We start from the raw sequence: 18,993 nt of genomic DNA, 5'->3' as shown, positions 1-18,993 counted from the left end.
GATTCATCGCGTCTCTTGCCTTAATTCAATTCAAAGTCCAAAATTCAAAATGCTTTTACCGCAAACGTCCCGATCGCAATGTACTAATAATTAACCACAAACCCAATAAACTAGCGACGGCAAACAAGATAGTACTTAAAAAAGATAGCTGAGTTGTCTGCGCTCTAGTGGAAATAATTGCTGCACCCATAATCAGCGAACCCACTAATATACTAAAAGATAGTCGGTTAGCGGCATCATCCATAGTCCGCCGTACACCATCTAACCCCCGCAATGATAAATTCCACTGTAAGGTTTCTGAGGTAACACGGTCTAATAATAGTTCAATTTGCCGAGGAGATTGGAGAGACAAACTTTTCAGATCCAAGGCTGTCCGTAGGAGCGATCGCACTGGATTATCCCCTACTAGCTGGCGACGAAATAAGTCGGTAATTAATGGTTTGACTTCATCAAAAAAATTAAGCTCTGGGTTGAATGTCCGCGCTACCCCTTCTAAATTCGCTAGGGTTTTGGCATACAAACCCATATTACTAGGCAACCTAATTTTATTGTTGCGGGCAACTTGTAAAACTTCATAAATTATCTGACTGAAGTTGATTTGCGTGAGGCTGACATTGTGATACTTTCGCAACATGCGATCGTAATCATTCTCTAACCGTGATAAAATAACTGGTTGAGCAGAATCTGATAGCTGCAAAGTTAATTGAGCGCACCTTTGAGCATCTAAATCAACGATCGCTAACAACATTTCCGTTAATATCTGCTGTGTCCGGGGATCAAGTCTTCCCACCATGCCACAATCTAAGAGAGCGACACGACCATCTTTGAGATAAAACAAGTTTCCGGGATGGGGATCGGCGTGGAAAAAGCCATCAATATATAGTTGCTGGAAAAATACCCGAAATAACAAAGTAGTTATTTCTTTACGCTTTTCGGCAGGATCTTTAACGTTAGGGTCATTATCCAAATCCGCCGCCAAGAACGGCACTCCATCCAGCCATTCCATTACCAATAATTTCTCTGTGGTCAACTCCCAGTTAATTTCCGCCACCACTATTTGTGTGGGATCGTACCAACGACTCTTGGATAAGTTGCGTCGCAGTTGGTCTGTAAAACCCGCTTCTCGTGTAAAATCTAACTCGGCTTCTAAGGCTTTAGTAAATTCTTCAGCGATGGATTTGATTTCGTAGGTTTGCCCAAACTCAGTCCGCGCCACTAAATCGGCAATACCTTGAATTAAAGCAATATCTTGAGCAATAGTAATGTCAATTCCCGGACGTTGGACTTTCAGAGCGACTTCTCGACCGTCTGCTAGTGTAGCTCGATGTGTCTGGGCAATCGATCCGGCTGCTACCGGGATCGGGTTAACTGTGCTGAAAGTTTCTGCTAATGGACGTTTTAATTCTTTGCGGAGAATTATTTCGATCTCCGACCAAGGAACCGCAGGTACTTCATCTTGTAGAGTTGACAGTTCCTCAATATAGGAGGCGCTCAGTAAGTCGGGGCGGGTAGAGAGTAGCTGACCAAGTTTAACGTAAACTGGCCCCAAATCTACCAGAATATTTTTTAAAACCGCAGGTGTCGGAAGTTGAGGTTCATCAGCTTTGCCACCAGTAAGTAACCTTCGCATATAGTCCCAGCCATTGCGAAGGAAGACTTCTAGGATTTCTCGTTGACGGGGAACAGTTTGGGTGAGGAACATTTTTGTAAAAAACTCAAAGAGGCAGAGGAGTTAAAGAGGTAGGCAGCAGGGAATGACAATACAACGGAAATCGGCTCTAGTTTTGATGCTTGCTAAAGTTTTGCTAGCTGCGGCACAATCTTGAAATCTTTTTATGGATGATTGTACGGCTTCGTGGAGCTTCTGTTCACTCAGAAGAGTTTTGACGTAATTAGAGCAGGAATCCCCACCGTGTAATAAGCGATGGGAACAAGAAAATCCTTTGGACGGAGAAATATATTTTTGATAGGCAGTAATAGAGTCGATTGCCATTGTCTTGGCCAGAGGTTCAAAGCTAATAATGTCCATAACTGTCAGATAAAATAGCAGACAGTCAAGTTATAATAGGAAAATAGACTTTTTCGCCTCTGCCAAGGGTTCTAACTTTTATAGCAGGTCAGTAAATCGGGAATCACTTTGGAGAATTTTGAGGATCTGCTTGATTTCCTGGGTACGTTCTTTTTTAACAACGAGGGTGACATTGCGATCGCGCACAATCACTACGTCCTCTAAACCAATAGTAACAACTACATCCTCTGGATTTGAGGCGTAAATAATCGCCCCTTGCGTATCTAAGCCTACGTGAGTACCGAGTTCCACATTGGGAGTATCTTCTGTTTTCAGTAAACGTTCGATCGCATTCCAATCTCCTAAATCATCCCAACCAAAATCAACTGGCAAAACGTATGCTAGAGTTGTCTTTTCCATTAACGCATAGTCTATACTCTTCTTAGGCAACTGGGGATAGATATCAGGGCCATGTTGTTCTAAAGGTTCGATAATTTCTGGAGCATGGGTATGTAGTTCCTTGAGAACAACCCCCGCCCGAAAAACGAACATTCCACTATTCCAGCTAAAACGTCCCGTAGATAAAAAAGTCTCTGCCGTTTCCCGGTCGGGCTTTTCAGTAAAGCGGTTCACGTGATAAGCTGGCAACTCATTAAAGCTACCTATTTTTTCACCTTGCTCAATGTAGCCGTAACCGGTTGATGGAAAAGTAGGCTTGATCCCCAGTGTAACGATCGCTGCTGTGCTTGTTGCCAGTTGCGTAGCTGCATTTAATGTGCGTGCAAAGGCCTCTTGGTCAGCAATCCAGTGGTCAGCAGGGAAAAAGCCAATCACAGCGTCTTCACCATAGCGCTGTTTGATTTCTAAACTTGTCCAAGCAACGGCGGCGGCAGTGTCTCTGCCTTCCGATTCAATCAGCAAGTTTTCAACTGGTAAATCAGGTAATTGTTGTCTTACGCCTTCAGCTATCTGACTAGAAGTTATAACCCACAGGGAATCCCAACTTCCTCCGAGTGCTAACAAGCGATCGGCGGTTGCTTGTAATAGACTTCTAGAGCTACCATCAAGACTTAAAAATTGCTTGGGTCGGTCTTTGCGGCTTAGGGGCCAAAAACGTTCACCTTTACCACCAGCTAGGATTACGGGGAACAATAAAGTATTCATGTTGTCATACACGCCTACCGAAGAACATTACAAGTTTACAGTGAGCTTTTCCACTGGCAATATTTGTAGCTTGGATTAACATACTTTTAGGGAGTGGTTGAGTGGGGAGATAATTGTGATAAAACAAGTCGAATGGTCGGAAAATCCGGTTACGTCTCAACAAGTAGTAGTAGAGTTTGAAAGTGACGTGCGATCGTCGCAAATTCAACGGACAGAAAATCAAGTAACACCAGCACCAGTAGCCGACTCAGAGGAGGAGCAGGTCGAACTAAACCAGCCAGCGAATCCGAACCGTAGCGTCGTAGAATCTGTGGGCGCGTTTCCCAATCAGCTTTCTGAGAGACTGGGCTTAACCATGCCTCGATGGCTGTTATGGTTTATGACGGTTGTCATTGGCATCATCTTATCTGGACTGCTGGTGTCAACGTTAGCGCTGTGGACTCCTTTATGGAGCAATTTAGATCGAACAGATGACGATTTAGGAACTGCTCCTAAAGACGAAGTAAAAATCCCATTACCAGGGGAGTTATGGGGCAAACTCTCCCAGTACAAGCTTTCACGACCCATGAATATTTTAATCATGGGGATTGAACCAGTCGGCGGTACTGTTGATGGCTCACCAGAAAGCTTTGCCGGGAAAAGTGACTCCATGCTATTGGTACGACTGAACCCTAGTGAAAAATCTGCAAGGGTACTTTCCATTCCCAAAGATACAATGATTGCCATCCCCGAAAAGGGAGAAAAGGGTTTAACTAAGGTATCTGATGCCAATGCCAAAGGCGGCCCAGTCTTGGCAGCACGGGTAGTTAGCCGTACCTTAAACAACGCCCCAATCGATCGCTACATCCGTATTTCTACTAGTGGCTTACGACAGTTAGTCGATCAGTTAGGCGGAGTAGAGGTTTTTGTTCCTAAATCAATGGAATATAAAGACTCTAGCAGTCGGCTGTCGATTAATTTAGTCAGTGGCTGGCAAACCCTCAACGGCGAACAAGCAGAACAGTTTGTCCGATTCCGCGAACCAGGTTTGGGAGATTTGCCGAGAGTGCAGCGTCAGCAAGCACTAACAGCAGCCCTGCTGCAACGCTTAAATAGTCCCACCATCTTGCCCAGGTTGCCTCAATTAACTCGCCTAATGCGAAAATACTTTGATACCAACCTGAAGATGGAAGAAATGATGGCGTTGGTCAATTTCGGTCTTAATCTAGATCGAGATAATTTCCAAATGACCGTGTTGCCTGGTAGCTTTAGCCGTTTTAGCCAAGACCCTAATAGTTATTGGCTGAATATGACTGGACAACAGAGCCTGTTGAATGATTATGTTGGGGTAAATGTACCTGGTCTAAAACCAGATATGCGTCAGGTTCCTAACCTCAAAATTGCTATTCAAAATGCTTCAAATCAACCTCAGTTAACTGAAAAAGTTATTGCTTATCTGAAACAGAAAGGCTTTAATAATATTTACAAAGCACCTGATTGGCCAGATACCCAACGTCAAACTCAGATTATTGTCCAAAAAGGCAACCGACGAGTTGGGGTTGATTTGCAAAAAGTCTTAGGCTTGGGTCAAATCGAGGTGTCTGCCATTGGTGATTTAGAATCCGATTTGACAATCCGCATTGGGAAAGATTGGAAATAGGCAAGAGTCATGAGTCATTGGTTAAATGACAAAGCGCAAAGTCTGAGCGGAGGAAACCTCCGCTCAGAACTTTGTAAGAGAGGACTAATGACTACTGACAAATAATAAAGTTATGAAAAAGATTTTACTGCGCTTTTTGGGTTTGATTGTGATTTTACTACTAGCCTTTGGGTGGATAATACTTAATCCCAAACCGGCTTTTGCTCAGATAAACACAATCAATTACAACAATATAAATTTAGAAAATCGTGACTTTTCTCATACTGATTTGGCAGGTGTAACTTTTGTAGCAGCAGAAATGCGGGGGACGAATTTTCAAGGAGCGAATTTAACCAACGCAATTCTGACTAAAGGAGTTTTATTAAAGGCAAATTTGGAAGATGCGAACTTGAGCGGCGCTTTAGTCGATCGCGTGACTATGGATGGTGCTAACCTGAAAAATGTCATTTTTACTGAAGCAACTTTGACGAGCAGCCGCTTTTATGATGCTGATGTCACTGGTGCTGATTTTACCGATGCTTTAATTGACCGTTATCAAGTGTCGCTGCTGTGTGAAAGAGCCGATGGCGTAAATCCAGTTACGGGTGTGTCAACGCGAGATAGTTTGGGTTGTAGGTAAAGAATCTCAGCGTTGAGCTTCAAAACAGAGACATTTTTGCGAAAAAATGGAAAATCAAACTCCTTTATTACACTATATATTATTCGCTATCGATTTGATTTTAATTTGGGATTTGGTCAGAGATAAAAATATACAAATTTATGAGCAAACACAAAATCAGCTTAAGTGTATTGTTCAACCGAAATTACTTAGATTTATTGGGTTCTTTATTGGACAAATAGGGATAATTTCCTTATATACTATTTTTACGATTACAAGTATCACACAAATTAGTTGTGACCGTGTACCCCAAAATTTACAAGCTTCCAGTATTGAGCAAAAGTCATCAAAAATTATATGTCAACTGATAGAATTTGATTTTTTTGGTCATCAAAAAAGCCAAAAACAAATTTCTGGATTAATTGGAAGTCGTTTAGAAAAACAAACTAAAACTGATAAAGAGGGAAAAATAATATATAAATATCAAGTTCAGTTATTCACTAAAACAGAAAGTATTCCGTTTAGACGAACTACTTACAGTGATTATTTTTCCGAAGAAGCGGAGTTTATCATATTAAAAATTAAGAATTTCTTAGTACAACCTTTAGAAACAAGTTTAGTAGTTAAGAAAGATGATACTTTAGTCGTCTACGCTGCAATTGGCATAACCATATTTTGCCTATTATTAGGTTTATTAATTATAGCGTCAGGTTCATTTATCGATTGTAATTTTGATAAAGAGTCAAATAGCTTAAGTATCAGCCACTATAAATGGTTTGGAAAATTGGGAAAATCAGTTTTTTTGTACTCGTTAAACGAAATTGCTGATATTAAAGTTAAAAGCTTTTATGGCGAAGATGGTACAGTTCATCAAATTACCTTAATGTTAGAATCTGGTGAAAGAGTACCTTTGATTGGTACTTATAGTTCTGGGTTTCAAGAAAAACAAGAAATAGTTAAAATAATCAAAAATTTCCTCGCATCAAATGAGTAGCTGTTTATACTAATTCTGCGGCTGTATCAACATCAACTCTGCGATCGCATCCTAAACTCTAAAAAAAATAAATTATTATATTGATTCAGGTGTTGGTGCATTAGCCTGTTATGAGTCCTTCGGGGAACGGAGGAAACCTTTACTTATCCTGGCTCCCGGCTCCCCTATTTAAAATTGACTGAAATTGTCAAAAATCAGTAGCCTCTAATTATCAATGGGAATTTCAATTAAAAACTCTGTTCCTTCTCCTGGTTTAGAAGAACATTTCATCTGACCATGATGTTTCTCAACTACTATTTGATGGCTAATAGACAATCCTAACCCCGTACCTTTACCTGGTGCTTTGGTAGTAAAGAAGGGATCAAATATATGCGATCGCACTTCTTCTGGAATCCCAAGACCGTTATCAGCTATTCTAATTACAATCTGGTTATTAACGGCTTGCGTATTAATCCAGATAGTCAAAGGTATTCTCGGACACGTTTGTAATAATTTTAAATACCTTTGCTGTATAGTGTTGAACTTTTCCTCTAATGCATCAATACTGTTACTCAAAAGATTCATAAACACTTGATTTAATTGCGCGGGATAGCATTCGAGCAAAGGTAAACTATCATATTGTTTAACAATCTCAATAGGTGGGCGTTCATTATTATTTTTGAGGCGATGCCCTAAAATTAACAAAGTACTATCCAACCCTTCATGAATATCTACTGGCTTCAATTCTGCCTCATCTGTACGAGAGAAGTTTCGCAGTGATAGCACAATATCACAAATCCGCTCTGTTCCTACTTTCATGGACTCAAGAGTTTTGGGTAAATCTTCGATGAGAAAGTCCAAATCACTCTTGTTGATTTGCTCTTGAATAGTTGGCAATATTGAGGAGTTTTGACGGTAAAGTTTCACTACCTTTAATAGTTCTTGAGTATATTCATCTAAATGGATAAGATTGCCAAAAATAAAACTGATCGGATTGTTGATTTCATGGGCAACTCCAGCAAGTAGTTGTCCTAATCCTGCCATTTTTTCACCCTGAATTAACCTAGTTTGAGTTTGTTTTAATTCTTGCAGAGTCTGAGTAAGTTCTAAGGTTTGACGTTTAGTTTGTTCGAGTAATTCTGCTTGCTGAATCGCAATTCCTAGTTGTACCCCAACTTGAGCCAGTAAATTAATTTCTTCTTCTTTCCAATAACGGGGTTGCGAATTTTGATAAGCAACTAATAATCCCCATAATTTTTCACCTTCCCGAATCGGAACAAAGGTTTCATTACGCGGAAGTTCGTTATCATCGTCTGTGTTCTCAAAAGTTTCTATAATCATTGGTTGGGTTTGTACAACAGGTTTCCAACCATCTTTAAAGGAATCTGCCACAAATTTACCGCTCCAATCCGGGTTAAAGCGATAAATTGCAACTCGCTCGACTTCAAGCAACTCTCGCACAGCTTGAGTAGTGGTTCTAAAAATAGTTTTAATATCGAGTGACTGGCGGATTTTATCAATAGTTGCAGCCAGCAGTTCTTGCCGTTCCATTGCTTTTTCCCGTTCCGTGGCTTCTGCTAACTGGACAACCTGCATTTGAACTTGCTTTAAATAAGAATCCTGTTTTAATGCGACTCCTAATTGTTCGGCTATTTGACTGGCAAATTCAATTTCAGAGGGTTGCCAAAAACGAGGAGCAGTGCATTGGTGAATACACAATAATCCCCAAAGCTCACCTTTTTTTAATAGTGGTGCGACCATATTTGCCCGCACTTGAAATTTTTCTAGGATTTGGACGTAGCAACCGGGGAACTTTCCTTGATGAATGTCAGCGATCGCATTTACTCGACCTTGGGCGTAAAGGGGTGCAAAGTTTTCACCGAAGCAATAATCATAAACTTTTTCTGCGATTACCGAGTTCCACTCAGGTACAACATCCTCAGAAATAAATTCCCCTTCCCAATCTTTTTGAGGGTCAAAACGAAAAACTGCCACTCGATCTGCTTGCAGCATTTTCCGTGCCTCGGTGACAGTAGTTTGGAAGATTGTATCTAAATCTAGGGATTCCCGAATTCGAGTAATGACGCTAGTTAATGTCTTTTGTTGCTCTGCTTGGTACTGAGCGTATGCCAGTAACTTATGGTGTCGCACTGCTACACCAATTTGTGTGCCGATTTTGCTCAGTGATTCCACTTCATAAGATTGCCACTGTCTAGGTGAGGCATTTTGGTAGGCAGCAATAACTCCCCAAAGTTTGTCTCCTTGGAGAATAGGGGCAGTTGCAAAGGCTTTTGCCTGAAATTGCTCCAACAGGGTTACATGGCAGTTTGTTAATCCGGCTTGATAAATATCATTTACTATAAATGTCTGATTGTTAACGTAACGTCCGCCTTGCGTCTGTTGTAAATAAGTATCAGCGATCGCAGGCTGAACACCAACTAAAGGAGTCCAACCTTCCACAAATGATTCAGCAACGAAGTTACCACTCCAATCGTCATTAAAGCTAAAGATGGCAACTCGATCAGCTTGCAGCAGCTGGCGTATTTCTTGAGTTGTTGTTTTAAAGATGGTTTCAATATCAAGGGGTGAGCGAATTTCATCGACAATCCGAGCAATTACTTGGTCGCGTTGAGCCGCTTGAGCCAATTCTGCGGCTTGCAATTTGACTTCGTGGAGATGCTTCGCTTGTTGAATCGCAACGGTAAGATGGTCAGCAATTTGACGAATAAACTCAATTTCCGATTCTTTCCAGTCACGAGCCTCACTGCACTGATGAATGCAAAGCAATCCCCACAGTTCCTTTTGGCGCAATAGAGGGACAACGAGGTTAGCTAGTACCTGAAATTTACTCAAAATTGCGGCGTGACAATCACTCAGTCCCGCCTTGTAAATATCTGCTACTGCTTGCACTCTACCTTGTTGATAACTGGCAGCAAATTGATCTCCAAAGCAGTGATCGTAAACTTTTACTGCCATTGCTGAGTCCCAGCCAAGTGCAACATCCTCAGAAACAAATTCTCCTTCCCAGTCTTTCTCTTGGTCAAACTGGAAGACTGCTACACGATCAGCATTTAGCAACTGACGCACTTGTGTAACAGTCGTTTGAAAAATTGTTTCTAAGTCAAGAGACTCCCGAATTCGGACAATTACACTCGCCAGAGCCTTTTGTTGCTCTAGTTGCTCTTGAAGTTGAGCGCTTGACAAGAGAAGTTGATATTCCGTGAAATTTGAATTGGGTTCCATTGCTCTGGATTATGTCGTTTAATAATCAGTAAACCAAACTTCATGGAGTTAAAGGGTGTCAAAAATATGACAACCTGCAAATTTTTGCAGTGTTCAACAATTTCCCAGAAGATGGCTATTGTTATAGTTCCCCTTTCTTTATCTATCCTCGTAATGGATTAAAAATAATTTTGGCTTGTACACAACAGAGGACATAACTAAGTTCTTGAGCGTAGGCGTAGCCCGCCGTAGGCATCGCTTTGCCAATACCCGCCGTAGGATACCCAAAGGGCTGTAGGGTGAAAGTATGTAAAATAAGTAATTTGTCAAAATTTACCTGACAGACTGCGGAATTTCAGGTTAAATGTTTAAAGTATGCACTCTGCAAGAGTTGTCGGGTATTATTCGTGACACAACAAGATCAAAAACCCTCTCGTTCTTTCGCTGGAATTGCTGGCATTGTTGCCGCAGCCACATTAATTAGTAAAGTCTTCGGTTTAGTGCGGCAGCAAGCGATCGCTGCCGCATTTGGCGTTGGTGCTGCTGCTACTGCCTATAGTTATGCCTATATTATCCCTGGCTTTTTATTGATTTTACTCGGTGGTGTAAATGGGCCATTACACAGTGCGCTCGTCAGCGTTTTAGCCAAGCGGCGGCGAGAAGAAGCGGCTCCCCTAGTGGAAACCGTGACAACGCTGGTAGCTGGAGTTCTGTTGCTGGTGACAGTGGCTCAGATTTTCTTTGCCGATGCGATCATTGATTTAGTCGGTCATGGTTTGCAAGAAACAACCAGAGCGATCGCAATTCAACAACTCCGCATTATGGCACCAATGGCTTTATTTGCCGGTTTAATTGGCATTGGCTTTGGTACTCTCAATACCGCCAATCAATATTGGTTGCTCTCCATTAGCCCTTTATTATCAAGTATTACCGTTGTTGGCGGTCTTGCAATCTTGGCGATGCAACTGGGCAAAGACATTATTAAACCAGAGTACGCTTTAATCGGGGGAATGGTCTTAGCTTGGGGAACCTTGGCAGGAGCAATTCTCCAATGGTTAGTGCAGCTAATTGTCCAGTGGCGGTTAGGATTAGGCACATTACGCTTGCGATTTGAGTTTAAATCTCCAGGCGTTCAAGAAGTGATTAAAATCATGACTCCGGCAACAATTTCCTCTGGAATGATGCCAATTAATGTTGCCACTGACCTTTATTTTGCTAGTCCTATCCCTGGGGCGGCGGCAGGATTTAACTATGCGAATCTATTAGTACAAACTCCCTTGGGGATTATTTCTAATATCATTTTACTGCCTTTATTACCGATATTTGCCAAACTTGCTGGCCCCGAAAATTGGCCAGAGTTAAAATCACGCATTCGTCAAGGACTTCTACTCACTGCTTTTACCATGCTACCGTTAGGGGCGCTGATGGTGGCGCTATCTGTCCCCATTGTGCAGGTGGTATATGAGCGCGGTGCTTTCAAGCCAGAAGCCACACAGCTAGTTTCATCCTTATTAGTGGCTTATGGAATTGGGATGTTTGTCTATTTGGGGCGTGATGTTTTAGTGCGGGTATTCTATGCTTTAGGCGATGGACAGACACCTTTTCGCATCAGTATTTTTAACATCTTGCTCAACATCATATTAGATTGGTTTTTCGTTAAACCTTTTGGCGCTCCCGGTTTGGTGTTGGCAACAGTGGGTGTAAATTGTAGCTCAATGTTAATGCTGTTATGGTTGCTCGATCGCAAACTCAATGGTTTACCTTGGCGCGAGTGGAGTTTACCGATTTTGGGTTTGGCTGGTGGTAGCGTAGTCGGTGGGATAGCAAGCTATGGGACATTGATTGGTTCTCAGCAGTTGTTAGGTAAAACGGGTTTACTAATTGTGGTGTTGCAATTGTGTATATCTGGCTTCGTGGGAATTGCGGTGTTTGCTGCGATCGCTTCCTGGCTGAAAATACCAGAGGTGAATATTTTTATATCTCGTCTACGTCAGCGCTTTTTGAAGAAATAACTGTTATCTAAATAGAATTCAGGAGTCAGGAGTCAGAATTCAGCATCAACTTATAGTCAGAAAAAGCGGATAGCGCAGCGTAAAGACAAGAGGGTGGTGGATCTGAATCTTCCACTTTCTTGTTCTGACTCCTAAATTCTGACTCCTGAATTCTTCAATTAAATATTTCAGCCTCCGCATACACCTCAAGTCAATCCAATTGAAAGATTGTGGGAGGAAGTTAAAAGGCATTTAACTTGGGAAAGCTTCTCAACTTTAGATGAATTAAGAGAATTTATTTGGAAGCGATTGGAACAATTAAACACATCAATCGTTGCTTCTATTACAGGTTGGGATTTTATTCTTGATGCTTTATTTGTATCAGGCTTTTCGTGAAATGGTATAAGGAAGTAGTTTATTTGCTTACAGGATGGGGTTTACAGGTAGGATATGTAGTTATAGGATTAAATAATTTAATTATCATCAGACCTTAAAACAACGACCAATAAAATCTCATGAAGCTAGATCCAAATCAAATCTACACGTTTAGCAAATATTTCGACAGTGGTTTTTATTCTGAAGACCTAGCTCAAGCCTTCGGTTATTCATTGGAGTATAAAGTATTTCAATTGCCACAATACTCAGGCGAATTGGATAGGTTAGTCGAATTGAGAGAAAGGATAGAAGAAGCACTTCCTTATGTAGAACTAAGTACCGAGTTGGCTAGAAGAGAAGTAATAATTTCTAGAATAGTACTAGAGTTGATTCATTACACGAAGGCAAAACTAAGAATAGAATTTAGTTTGAGAGTCAATCATCAACTTCAAGGTACACTAGATTATTTAATTAGAACTACCCAACCAAATCAACTATTAGTTATAGAAGCAAAACAAGCTGATTTAAGTAGAGGCTTCACTCAATTAGTAGCCGAAATGGTTGCACTGGATTTGTGGGACGATTCCCCAACTCTTGCAGAACAACCTATATTAACTGCTTGTGTCAGTACAGGGAGCTTATGGCAGTTTGCTTGTCTTGATAGAGTAAATAAACATTTTACTCTAGGGATTAATAGCTACAGAGTTGTCGAAGATATTGATGAATTGATGAGAATATTAGTAAGGTTGTTGAAAAATTGAATGACCCTACCCACCCAATTCTCACCCCGTACCGCCTCATATTACACCCAAGTGGGTGAGAAATAATTCAGCCACTTGGGTGAACCAGATGCGTGAGGTTACATTTTGTAAAAAGAGAGATTCTAGTACTAGAGAACATTGATTTTACTTAACTCTAGTGAGAATAATTCTATGAAACTTACCAAATTAGCTGGCTCTTTCCTTGCTGTTGCTTCCATTATCCTCTCAGCCGGCGTTGCGTCTGCTCAAACAGCAGGTACTAACGCTAACTACATCGGTGCTGGTGTTGCGGTTGGTGCAACCAGTGGCGCACAAATTGGTGGTAATATTCAAGGGCGATACGCTGTTCCTAAAACACCTGTTTCAGTGCGGGGTTCCGTACTGTATGGTGGTGATGCTGCTGCAATTATGCCCATAGTGACTTATGATGCGCCCATCGCCAAAAATACTAACGTTTACTTCGGTGGTGGTTATTCTTTTGTAACTGATGAAGGTCAAAAAACCCCCTTGGGCAATCAGAATTCACCTGTAGTCACCCTTGGTATTGAATCAGAAGTTAGCAACAATGTCATTGCTTACGGTGATACTAAATGGGGTATTGATGCTTACAAAAATAGTGATGGTGATGCCGTCAGTTTCCAAGCCGGATTAGGCTATCGCTTCTAGTGATTACGAGCTAGAAAACGGCTTATTCGGAAGCTAAAGCAATGATGTTTACCAGCCGTAATAGTAATTCATTCTTTCATACCTGAGTATTTATATTCAGGTATGAATCATTTTTATTGATGATTTTGATAAAAAAGGATATTGGCTAGTATTGATACTTTCTCTTAAAGTGAAGTGAGTAATTTAGAATATACGTATAAGATATTACTCATGAAAAAGATTAATCTGATTTCAGAAATAGTTGGTGAAACAACTGATGTGGAATCCTGGCTAATTCGAGCGGGGCTAAGATTTTCCGATTTAGGTAATGATGCTGCCAGTATTGCAATCCGTAAGCAATGGCGAGAGTACCAAGCCGCAGTTCACAGATGTTGTGTAACCCTACACCAACCACCATCGCGGGTTCAACTAAGCGGCGATTATACCAACTTAAGAATACCTGGTGCAGAATCAACCAATTAATTGTGCGATCGCCTGCCGAGTCATCCCCATTCCCTAAACTGGGCAAAAGATGGAAAATCTTAGCAGTCCGCTTTGATTTCTGAATTTATTTGTGTAGGCTCAGAACTCATAACTCATAACTCAGAACTCATAACTCATAACTCATAACTCATAACTCAGCACTCAGCACTCAGCACTCTTAATTATCCTGTTGTACGCCGTTCACAACTGGCTTAATTTCCGAAAATGGATCGGTGCCGCCACCCCAGTTAAAATCACTAATTCGGATGCTGAAGCCGCCTAACTCTAGCACCGGATTGTAACGTAATGTAATGCCATAGGTGCGACGGCTATATTCCAAAATGTAGTCGGTACTAGTTGCTTTACCAGTATCCAAGTTAACAGATGTTTGAAAGCCTAAGCGAATAGGGCCGTAGATTTGTTGTGATACTCCAGCCGTCAATACTGTGTTATCAACGGAGCGATCGAACAAAAAGGGTGATAATCCGTTATTAAGACCTTGAGAGTAACTGACATTAAAGGCGGTATAGTCTAAAAAAGGTCGGGAAAAATGACCAATTTGCCCTTGTAAACCAATTGTACCAATTAGAGTGCTTTGGTTATCACCATTGCTGTAATAACTGCTAGTGCCTGTGACGCTAGCGATCGCTTGCAAGTAAGGAACTACAGGGGTAGCCGTGTATCGTAATCCTTCAGTGGCAGTGGGTGGTAATGGTTTTCCCTGCCATAGCAACAGCCCTTTACTGAGGGTAGCACTGCCTTGTAAACGACCAAGTGAAATGCGATTGTTTTCCCGCACTGGTTCTAGCAAGTCTTGGCGATCGGTGTTGGCATCAATATACTGGGCACTTGCCTGATAGTTGAGGTTGATGCCACTTTTTCCTAAAGGAATTACCGGAGAGCTAATAATGCCGCCAAAACTGCTCTGGACAGTTTGAAAACCCAGAGTACCGTTATAGAGACGATCGCGGTAGTTATATTGGACATTCAATGTGTGGGGAAGAGAAGTGCCTAATGTCTGGCGTAATCCTAAATTCACCCGCAAATTGTTTTCCAAATCGTTCAAGTTAAAACTAGTTAACTCCCCAGTTCCCTGAATTATCGTCCGTGGACTCAAAACAGAATTTAGCTTGGTCTTCACACCAAACAGTGCGCCTAAGTCACCCGTGCCTTCTTGTGCAGCTCTCTGTAATAATAACTGGGGCGTGATCGTCCAGCGTGTCTGCTCTGTATCGATTACTGGAAAGCCACGCTCAATATACAAACCACCCCGATCTTTTCCATCATAGCCGGGGGAGACAATTGCAGGTGTAACGTCTCGCTCTCGGCGGTCAATAGTACGCTCATTCAGAGGAATTGGTAAGGAGACTGTTTGATCGAATACCAAACGCTGCTTCTGTGTCCTGATCCGGTCTACCAAGGGTGATTCTCGCGTCAAAGTTACTTTATCTGCGCGTAATTCTAATTCTGGGGGCGAAAAAGGATCGTTGGTGATGCGGACATCGTTTGCTTGCCAGCCTTGGGGATAAAAGTCAATATGTTCAGCTTCAAACCTGAGCCGATTAACTGCACCCCCTGTTTTCGGTGGCGGGAGATTGCTAGCATCTGCCTGGCCACCAAATGTCACATCAAGTCCCCCAGGGCTACTTACACCAGAAACGGGTTGATTGGCTCTAATGCGATCGCTGGGCGGACGTTTTGAAACTCCACCAGCACTTACAGCCGTGGGTGAAAAAGCAAAATCTGTTTGTGCTGAAGGTACATAAATTTCTCCTCTACCATTTTCCAGTTCCCCACGATCTTGAACGAAGTTATAGGTAAAGCGTTGTCCACGAAGTATCTGATCGCCCCGTGTTAAGGTGACGTTTCCTTCCCCCGCAGCGATCAAGTTGTCTAAATTGACTTGCAAGCGATCGGCATCCACCACCGCCCCATCAAATCGCACAATTACATTACCTACAGCTGTAATAATTCGCTGTTTCTCGTCATACTCTTGCCGATCTGAAGTGACTTCCACAATTCTCGGCCCGGCTGGCGGTGTGGTAGCTGGCGCAGTTGTAGGAGATGGTTGAGCTTGCGGCTGTGGCGTAGGCGTTGGTACTTGAGCTTCTTGCTGGACTTTGGACTTAAATCCTACAGTGATGGGCGTTGAGAGTTGATTTGTCGGGTTACGAGACTTGAATGTTATAAAATTTTGTACTGATTGAGAACTCGGTGCAAGATCCGCAGCAGATAAAGAGATATTGTCTTTTTTTAGAGACTGTTGTGTAGTAATATCACCTTGCTGTTTTTGTTGGGTTAACTTTTCAACTAAAATTTCTCCTTTGGATTTGCCTAACTTATTGCTGTTGGCGACAGTTGGGGCAATTTCAACAGGGCGCAAAGATTGGGAGACAAGGGGAGTTGGAGAAACTCTATAGTTAAAGCTAGAAGAGTCCAAAAAGGTTTGTTTTTCTCCACCATTAGAGTTTGGATGTAGCGTAGACGCATTGGCGTAGCCTCTCGTAGAGAAGCCGCTTGTCGTTAGACCTCGCTGACCGACTTTTTGAGCAGGTTCACCTTTTACGTCTTGGTCGGAAGCCTGGGCTGCAACTTTTCTTTGCATCTCTCGTTTACGCAGCACCGACATGAGAACAAGTTCCGAGGGACGGGGTTCAACGCTCGGACTTGTCTTTGTATCTTCTTTATTTTGGCGATTAGAGGTTGTCACCTCCGGCGTGGGATAACTAACGACCAGTGGCTGCCCCAAAAGCCCAGCAGTTGCAGAACCGATGAGTGGAGAACTTTCTGGTGGTAAGGTTTCTGGTGAATGAGATGCAGAAGACGTTTCAGCAACTACCAAGCGATCTTCAGTTGAGGCGATCGGAATTGACAATAAGCGATCGCTCTTGGTGTTACCCGAAATTGCCAACTGAGCCAAACTCTTGGGCTGCTTGGATTTATCTGTTTTTTCGTGTATTCCAGTATCTACACCTGAAAGAAACTTTGTATGACTAGCAGATGAGGCGGGATTTACAGTTTGTAAAGATTCAACAATAGAAGGTGGATCGGGTGGCAGAACTGGATGAAGCATAAGTGAGCAAAATCGGGCTAACAAACAGCCAAATGACAAAGGGAAGGATAAACATACATTTTGCCTTCCGACTGTCGCCTTCTGCTACCTACAGCAAGCTACTTGGAGGAAGAAACTTACTAAATTTTTGCTTAGTAAGTTTCCGTGGCGTTTAGTATTTTCCGCCTTCCAAAGTCGCGGATGATTTATCGCCCTTTACTCTAAGTCCCGACGACCGGGGTTACGAGCTGGATCGTTCGACAAAAATCCGAAGATGAAGATAGTTACGAAGAAGGCAACAACAATATAAACAGCGATTTTTAAAGTCAGCATAGAAATATCTCCAACGGGTAAAACAAAGAAAGCTTTTCTTTCAGTCTCTGCCATGCAGAAAAGATAGCTACTTTATATTACCCAAATCTCGTCCCTTTTTTAGAGGACTCTGGGGATTGGGGACTGGTAGTGCCTATCCTACGCTTATTGAGAATAGTGCAAGATACTCAGTTGCCTGACTTTGTAGATGCCCTTGGGAAATAACTCAGAGACTGTTTACTCCTGTGACGTTGACTAACAGCACAAGGTTTCTTAAAAAAGGAACAGGTTAATTACCCCATGCCCCATGCCCAATCCCCTATTTTCCAACTGGTTCCCAGCCTCCAGGCTGGGAACCCATTCCCAGAGGCTCCGCCTCCTCTTTCTTGACAAGAGGCAGCAGCCCTCTCGGAATTCGTTCCTAGCCTCCAGGCTAGGAACGAGGTTACATAATGCCCCATTCCCTATTTTTCAACTTAAAGCTTTGCCATATCTTTGCCAATTCGGTTTTTGATGACTCGTGCAGGTATGCCGACAGCAACGGAAAAAGGAGGAATATCTCTATTAACAACTGCTCCCGCACCAATAACACTGCCTTTGCCGATAGTAACGCCATCTAATACTGTTACTCCATGTCCTAGCCAACAATCATCCTCAATCACAATTCCCTTACGAGTAACACCTTGGTATTTAATCAGCTCCATCGGATCGGCAAAATTATGATTATTGGCATATATCCCTGAATGGGCAGCAATCAAGCAGTGTTTACCAATTTTAATGTCTCCTGGCCCCTCAATACACACATTGGGAGCAATGAAGGTGTCTTCATCAATATGTATATACGTATCTTCCAAAGACCCGATATCAACGTTACGCTCAATAGCGACTCTATCTCCTAGATGAATTCGATTATTTTTGTGTCCTCTCGCATTCATCCGCACACCCTGGAAAATATAGACTCCTGCGCCGATTTCAATACAAGAAGTACCGTTAAATTCAACACCATTTTGAATATACACTGGGCTGCCTATCTGGCCAAAAATACTACGGTATCCTAAATTACGCAACTTTGGGCCGAGAAGAAGTGTCGGAATATCCCCTAACACTGTAGTTACTAAAAGTTCTTGCACGCGCTGCAATTTGGAAAAATATTGCTCGTTCTGCATGGCTACATATCTCTTTAATCAATTGTTGTTGACAGTGTTTAAAGTTGTTTTGGCTGTATGGTAATCTTCTGCCAATACCAATAGGCTCTGTGTGTATTCATACATGAGCCAAGGTAGCACTATCACCAAGATTTCCCCAGATTTTTAGATGGTTTTTCAATATTTGAAAAACCAGAATCTGGCTTTGACTATGGGAGCAGTTCTTGAGGTTAGGTGTGTAGAATTACTCAAGTAATATGCACAATTATGTTAAGTCACTAGAAGCTTTTGTACTATTATATGTACGTAAAACTTTGGCTTCTTTTTCACAAAAGAAATTAACAAAACAATTTCAGTGCATTGTCGGGTCAAAACTCAGACTCTTAAATTGTCTGATAGAAAATTTGCTGGTTTAGATAGGCTACTGTTTTGGTTATCTGGCAAATTTTAAAAGCTTGCTACCGCTAACAGTACCCCTAAAGCAATTAGGGATAGTGTTGTTTGTCTTGAGGCTATTTACTCTCAAGCAGTTTTCGTCTTTTGAAACAACTCAGTTTCACAAGCTATTTGGCAACAAAAAATACATTTAACTAGACTATATTCAAAGTTTAGATAAAATTTCTGC

At 41.9% G+C, this 18,993-nt stretch carries 14 protein-coding genes; 7 read left to right on the top strand and 7 right to left on the bottom strand.

What is annotated here, in order from left to right; genetic code table 11:
• Positions 1 to 55: 55 nt before the first annotated feature.
• From HWQ37_RS09810 to HWQ37_RS09800, 3 genes are all read right to left on the bottom strand, one after another.
• Positions 56 to 1,702: an ABC1 kinase family protein gene (locus HWQ37_RS09810; RefSeq protein WP_292746300.1), complete on the bottom strand. Its 1,647-nt coding sequence runs from the start codon at positions 1,700 to 1,702 to the stop codon at positions 56 to 58.
• Between the two features lie 30 nt (positions 1,703 to 1,732).
• Positions 1,733 to 1,993: a membrane protein insertion efficiency factor YidD gene (yidD, locus tag HWQ37_RS09805; protein WP_363318098.1), complete on the bottom strand. Its 261-nt coding sequence runs from the start codon at positions 1,991 to 1,993 to the stop codon at positions 1,733 to 1,735.
• 114 nt (positions 1,994 to 2,107) lie between these two features.
• A complete protein-coding gene (locus HWQ37_RS09800) occupies positions 2,108 to 3,172 on the bottom strand; it encodes a mannose-1-phosphate guanylyltransferase (RefSeq protein WP_292746294.1) in 1,065 nt (354 codons plus the stop codon).
• Positions 3,173 to 3,287: 115 nt separating this feature from the next.
• Here HWQ37_RS09800 and HWQ37_RS09795 point away from each other — a divergent pair, with 115 nt between their 5' ends.
• The 3 genes from HWQ37_RS09795 (at position 3,288) to HWQ37_RS09785 (ending at position 6,403) form a co-directional block, all read left to right on the top strand.
• On the top strand, positions 3,288 to 4,811 hold the full coding sequence (locus tag HWQ37_RS09795) for an LCP family protein (RefSeq protein ID WP_292746291.1): 1,524 nt from the start codon (positions 3,288 to 3,290) through the stop codon (positions 4,809 to 4,811).
• A gap of 112 nt (positions 4,812 to 4,923) precedes the next feature.
• Positions 4,924 to 5,430, top strand: coding sequence for a pentapeptide repeat-containing protein (locus HWQ37_RS09790; protein WP_292746288.1), 507 nt, complete (start codon positions 4,924 to 4,926; stop codon positions 5,428 to 5,430).
• A 46-nt stretch (positions 5,431 to 5,476) separates the two neighbouring features.
• A complete protein-coding gene (locus HWQ37_RS09785) occupies positions 5,477 to 6,403 on the top strand; it encodes a hypothetical protein (protein WP_292746285.1) in 927 nt (308 codons plus the stop codon).
• 204 nt (positions 6,404 to 6,607) lie between these two features.
• Here the strand turns inward: HWQ37_RS09785 and HWQ37_RS09780 are convergent, their stop codons facing one another.
• Complete coding sequence (locus tag HWQ37_RS09780; RefSeq protein WP_292746283.1) at positions 6,608 to 9,625, bottom strand: GAF domain-containing sensor histidine kinase; 3,018 nt, start codon at positions 9,623 to 9,625, stop codon at positions 6,608 to 6,610.
• Between the two features lie 386 nt (positions 9,626 to 10,011).
• Here HWQ37_RS09780 and murJ point away from each other — a divergent pair, with 386 nt between their 5' ends.
• From murJ to HWQ37_RS09760, 4 genes are all read left to right on the top strand, one after another.
• The gene (gene murJ / locus HWQ37_RS09775) at positions 10,012 to 11,616 is read left to right on the top strand and encodes a murein biosynthesis integral membrane protein MurJ (RefSeq protein WP_292746282.1); all 1,605 of its coding nucleotides are present in this window, start codon (positions 10,012 to 10,014) and stop codon (positions 11,614 to 11,616) included.
• 494 nt (positions 11,617 to 12,110) lie between these two features.
• Entirely contained in the window at positions 12,111 to 12,731 is a 621-nt protein-coding gene (locus HWQ37_RS09770) for a hypothetical protein (protein ID WP_292746280.1), read from the top strand.
• Positions 12,732 to 12,902: 171 nt separating this feature from the next.
• Entirely contained in the window at positions 12,903 to 13,397 is a 495-nt protein-coding gene (locus HWQ37_RS09765; RefSeq protein ID WP_292746278.1) for a hypothetical protein, read from the top strand.
• A 210-nt stretch (positions 13,398 to 13,607) separates the two neighbouring features.
• On the top strand, positions 13,608 to 13,859 hold the full coding sequence (locus HWQ37_RS09760; protein ID WP_292746276.1) for a hypothetical protein: 252 nt from the start codon (positions 13,608 to 13,610) through the stop codon (positions 13,857 to 13,859).
• Positions 13,860 to 14,037: 178 nt separating this feature from the next.
• Here the strand turns inward: HWQ37_RS09760 and HWQ37_RS09755 are convergent, their stop codons facing one another.
• The 3 genes from HWQ37_RS09755 to HWQ37_RS09745 all read right to left on the bottom strand — a co-directional run bounded on the left by HWQ37_RS09755 (position 14,038) and on the right by HWQ37_RS09745 (position 18,389).
• The gene (locus HWQ37_RS09755) at positions 14,038 to 16,932 is read right to left on the bottom strand and encodes a DUF3769 domain-containing protein (RefSeq protein WP_292746274.1); all 2,895 of its coding nucleotides are present in this window, start codon (positions 16,930 to 16,932) and stop codon (positions 14,038 to 14,040) included.
• Between the two features lie 195 nt (positions 16,933 to 17,127).
• Positions 17,128 to 17,244 (bottom strand): photosystem II reaction center protein I, encoded by a 117-nt coding sequence (locus HWQ37_RS09750; protein ID WP_041566417.1) that lies wholly within the window; start codon positions 17,242 to 17,244, stop codon positions 17,128 to 17,130.
• A gap of 455 nt (positions 17,245 to 17,699) precedes the next feature.
• Positions 17,700 to 18,389: an acyltransferase gene (locus tag HWQ37_RS09745; protein ID WP_292746272.1), complete on the bottom strand. Its 690-nt coding sequence runs from the start codon at positions 18,387 to 18,389 to the stop codon at positions 17,700 to 17,702.
• Positions 18,390 to 18,993 lie beyond the last annotated feature (604 nt).

This window comes from Nostoc sp. NMS4 (assembly GCF_017115095.1).
GTDB lineage: Bacteria > Cyanobacteriota > Cyanobacteriia > Cyanobacteriales > Nostocaceae > Nostoc.
Note: the sequence above shows the minus strand (reverse complement) of the source record. Positions and strands in the feature narration are given on the sequence as shown.

Excerpts from the sequence above, each read along its gene's own strand:
- HWQ37_RS09750 (WP_041566417.1), bottom strand. The coding sequence starts at position 17,244 with ATGCTGACTTTAAAAATCGCTGTTTATATTGTTGTTGCCTTCTTCGTA.
- HWQ37_RS09800 (WP_292746294.1), bottom strand. The coding sequence starts at position 3,172 with ATGAATACTTTATTGTTCCCCGTAATCCTAGCTGGTGGTAAAGGTGAA.
- HWQ37_RS09790 (WP_292746288.1), top strand. The coding sequence starts at position 4,924 with ATGAAAAAGATTTTACTGCGCTTTTTGGGTTTGATTGTGATTTTACTA.
- HWQ37_RS09780 (WP_292746283.1), bottom strand. The coding sequence starts at position 9,625 with ATGGAACCCAATTCAAATTTCACGGAATATCAACTTCTCTTGTCAAGC.
- HWQ37_RS09770 (WP_292746280.1), top strand. The coding sequence starts at position 12,111 with ATGAAGCTAGATCCAAATCAAATCTACACGTTTAGCAAATATTTCGAC.
- HWQ37_RS09765 (WP_292746278.1), top strand. The coding sequence starts at position 12,903 with ATGAAACTTACCAAATTAGCTGGCTCTTTCCTTGCTGTTGCTTCCATT.
- HWQ37_RS09755 (WP_292746274.1), bottom strand. The coding sequence starts at position 16,932 with ATGCTTCATCCAGTTCTGCCACCCGATCCACCTTCTATTGTTGAATCT.
- HWQ37_RS09785 (WP_292746285.1), top strand. The coding sequence starts at position 5,477 with ATGGAAAATCAAACTCCTTTATTACACTATATATTATTCGCTATCGAT.
- HWQ37_RS09745 (WP_292746272.1), bottom strand. The coding sequence starts at position 18,389 with ATGCAGAACGAGCAATATTTTTCCAAATTGCAGCGCGTGCAAGAACTT.
- HWQ37_RS09760 (WP_292746276.1), top strand. The coding sequence starts at position 13,608 with ATGAAAAAGATTAATCTGATTTCAGAAATAGTTGGTGAAACAACTGAT.
- yidD (WP_363318098.1), bottom strand. The coding sequence starts at position 1,993 with ATGGCAATCGACTCTATTACTGCCTATCAAAAATATATTTCTCCGTCC.
- HWQ37_RS09810 (WP_292746300.1), bottom strand. The coding sequence starts at position 1,702 with ATGTTCCTCACCCAAACTGTTCCCCGTCAACGAGAAATCCTAGAAGTC.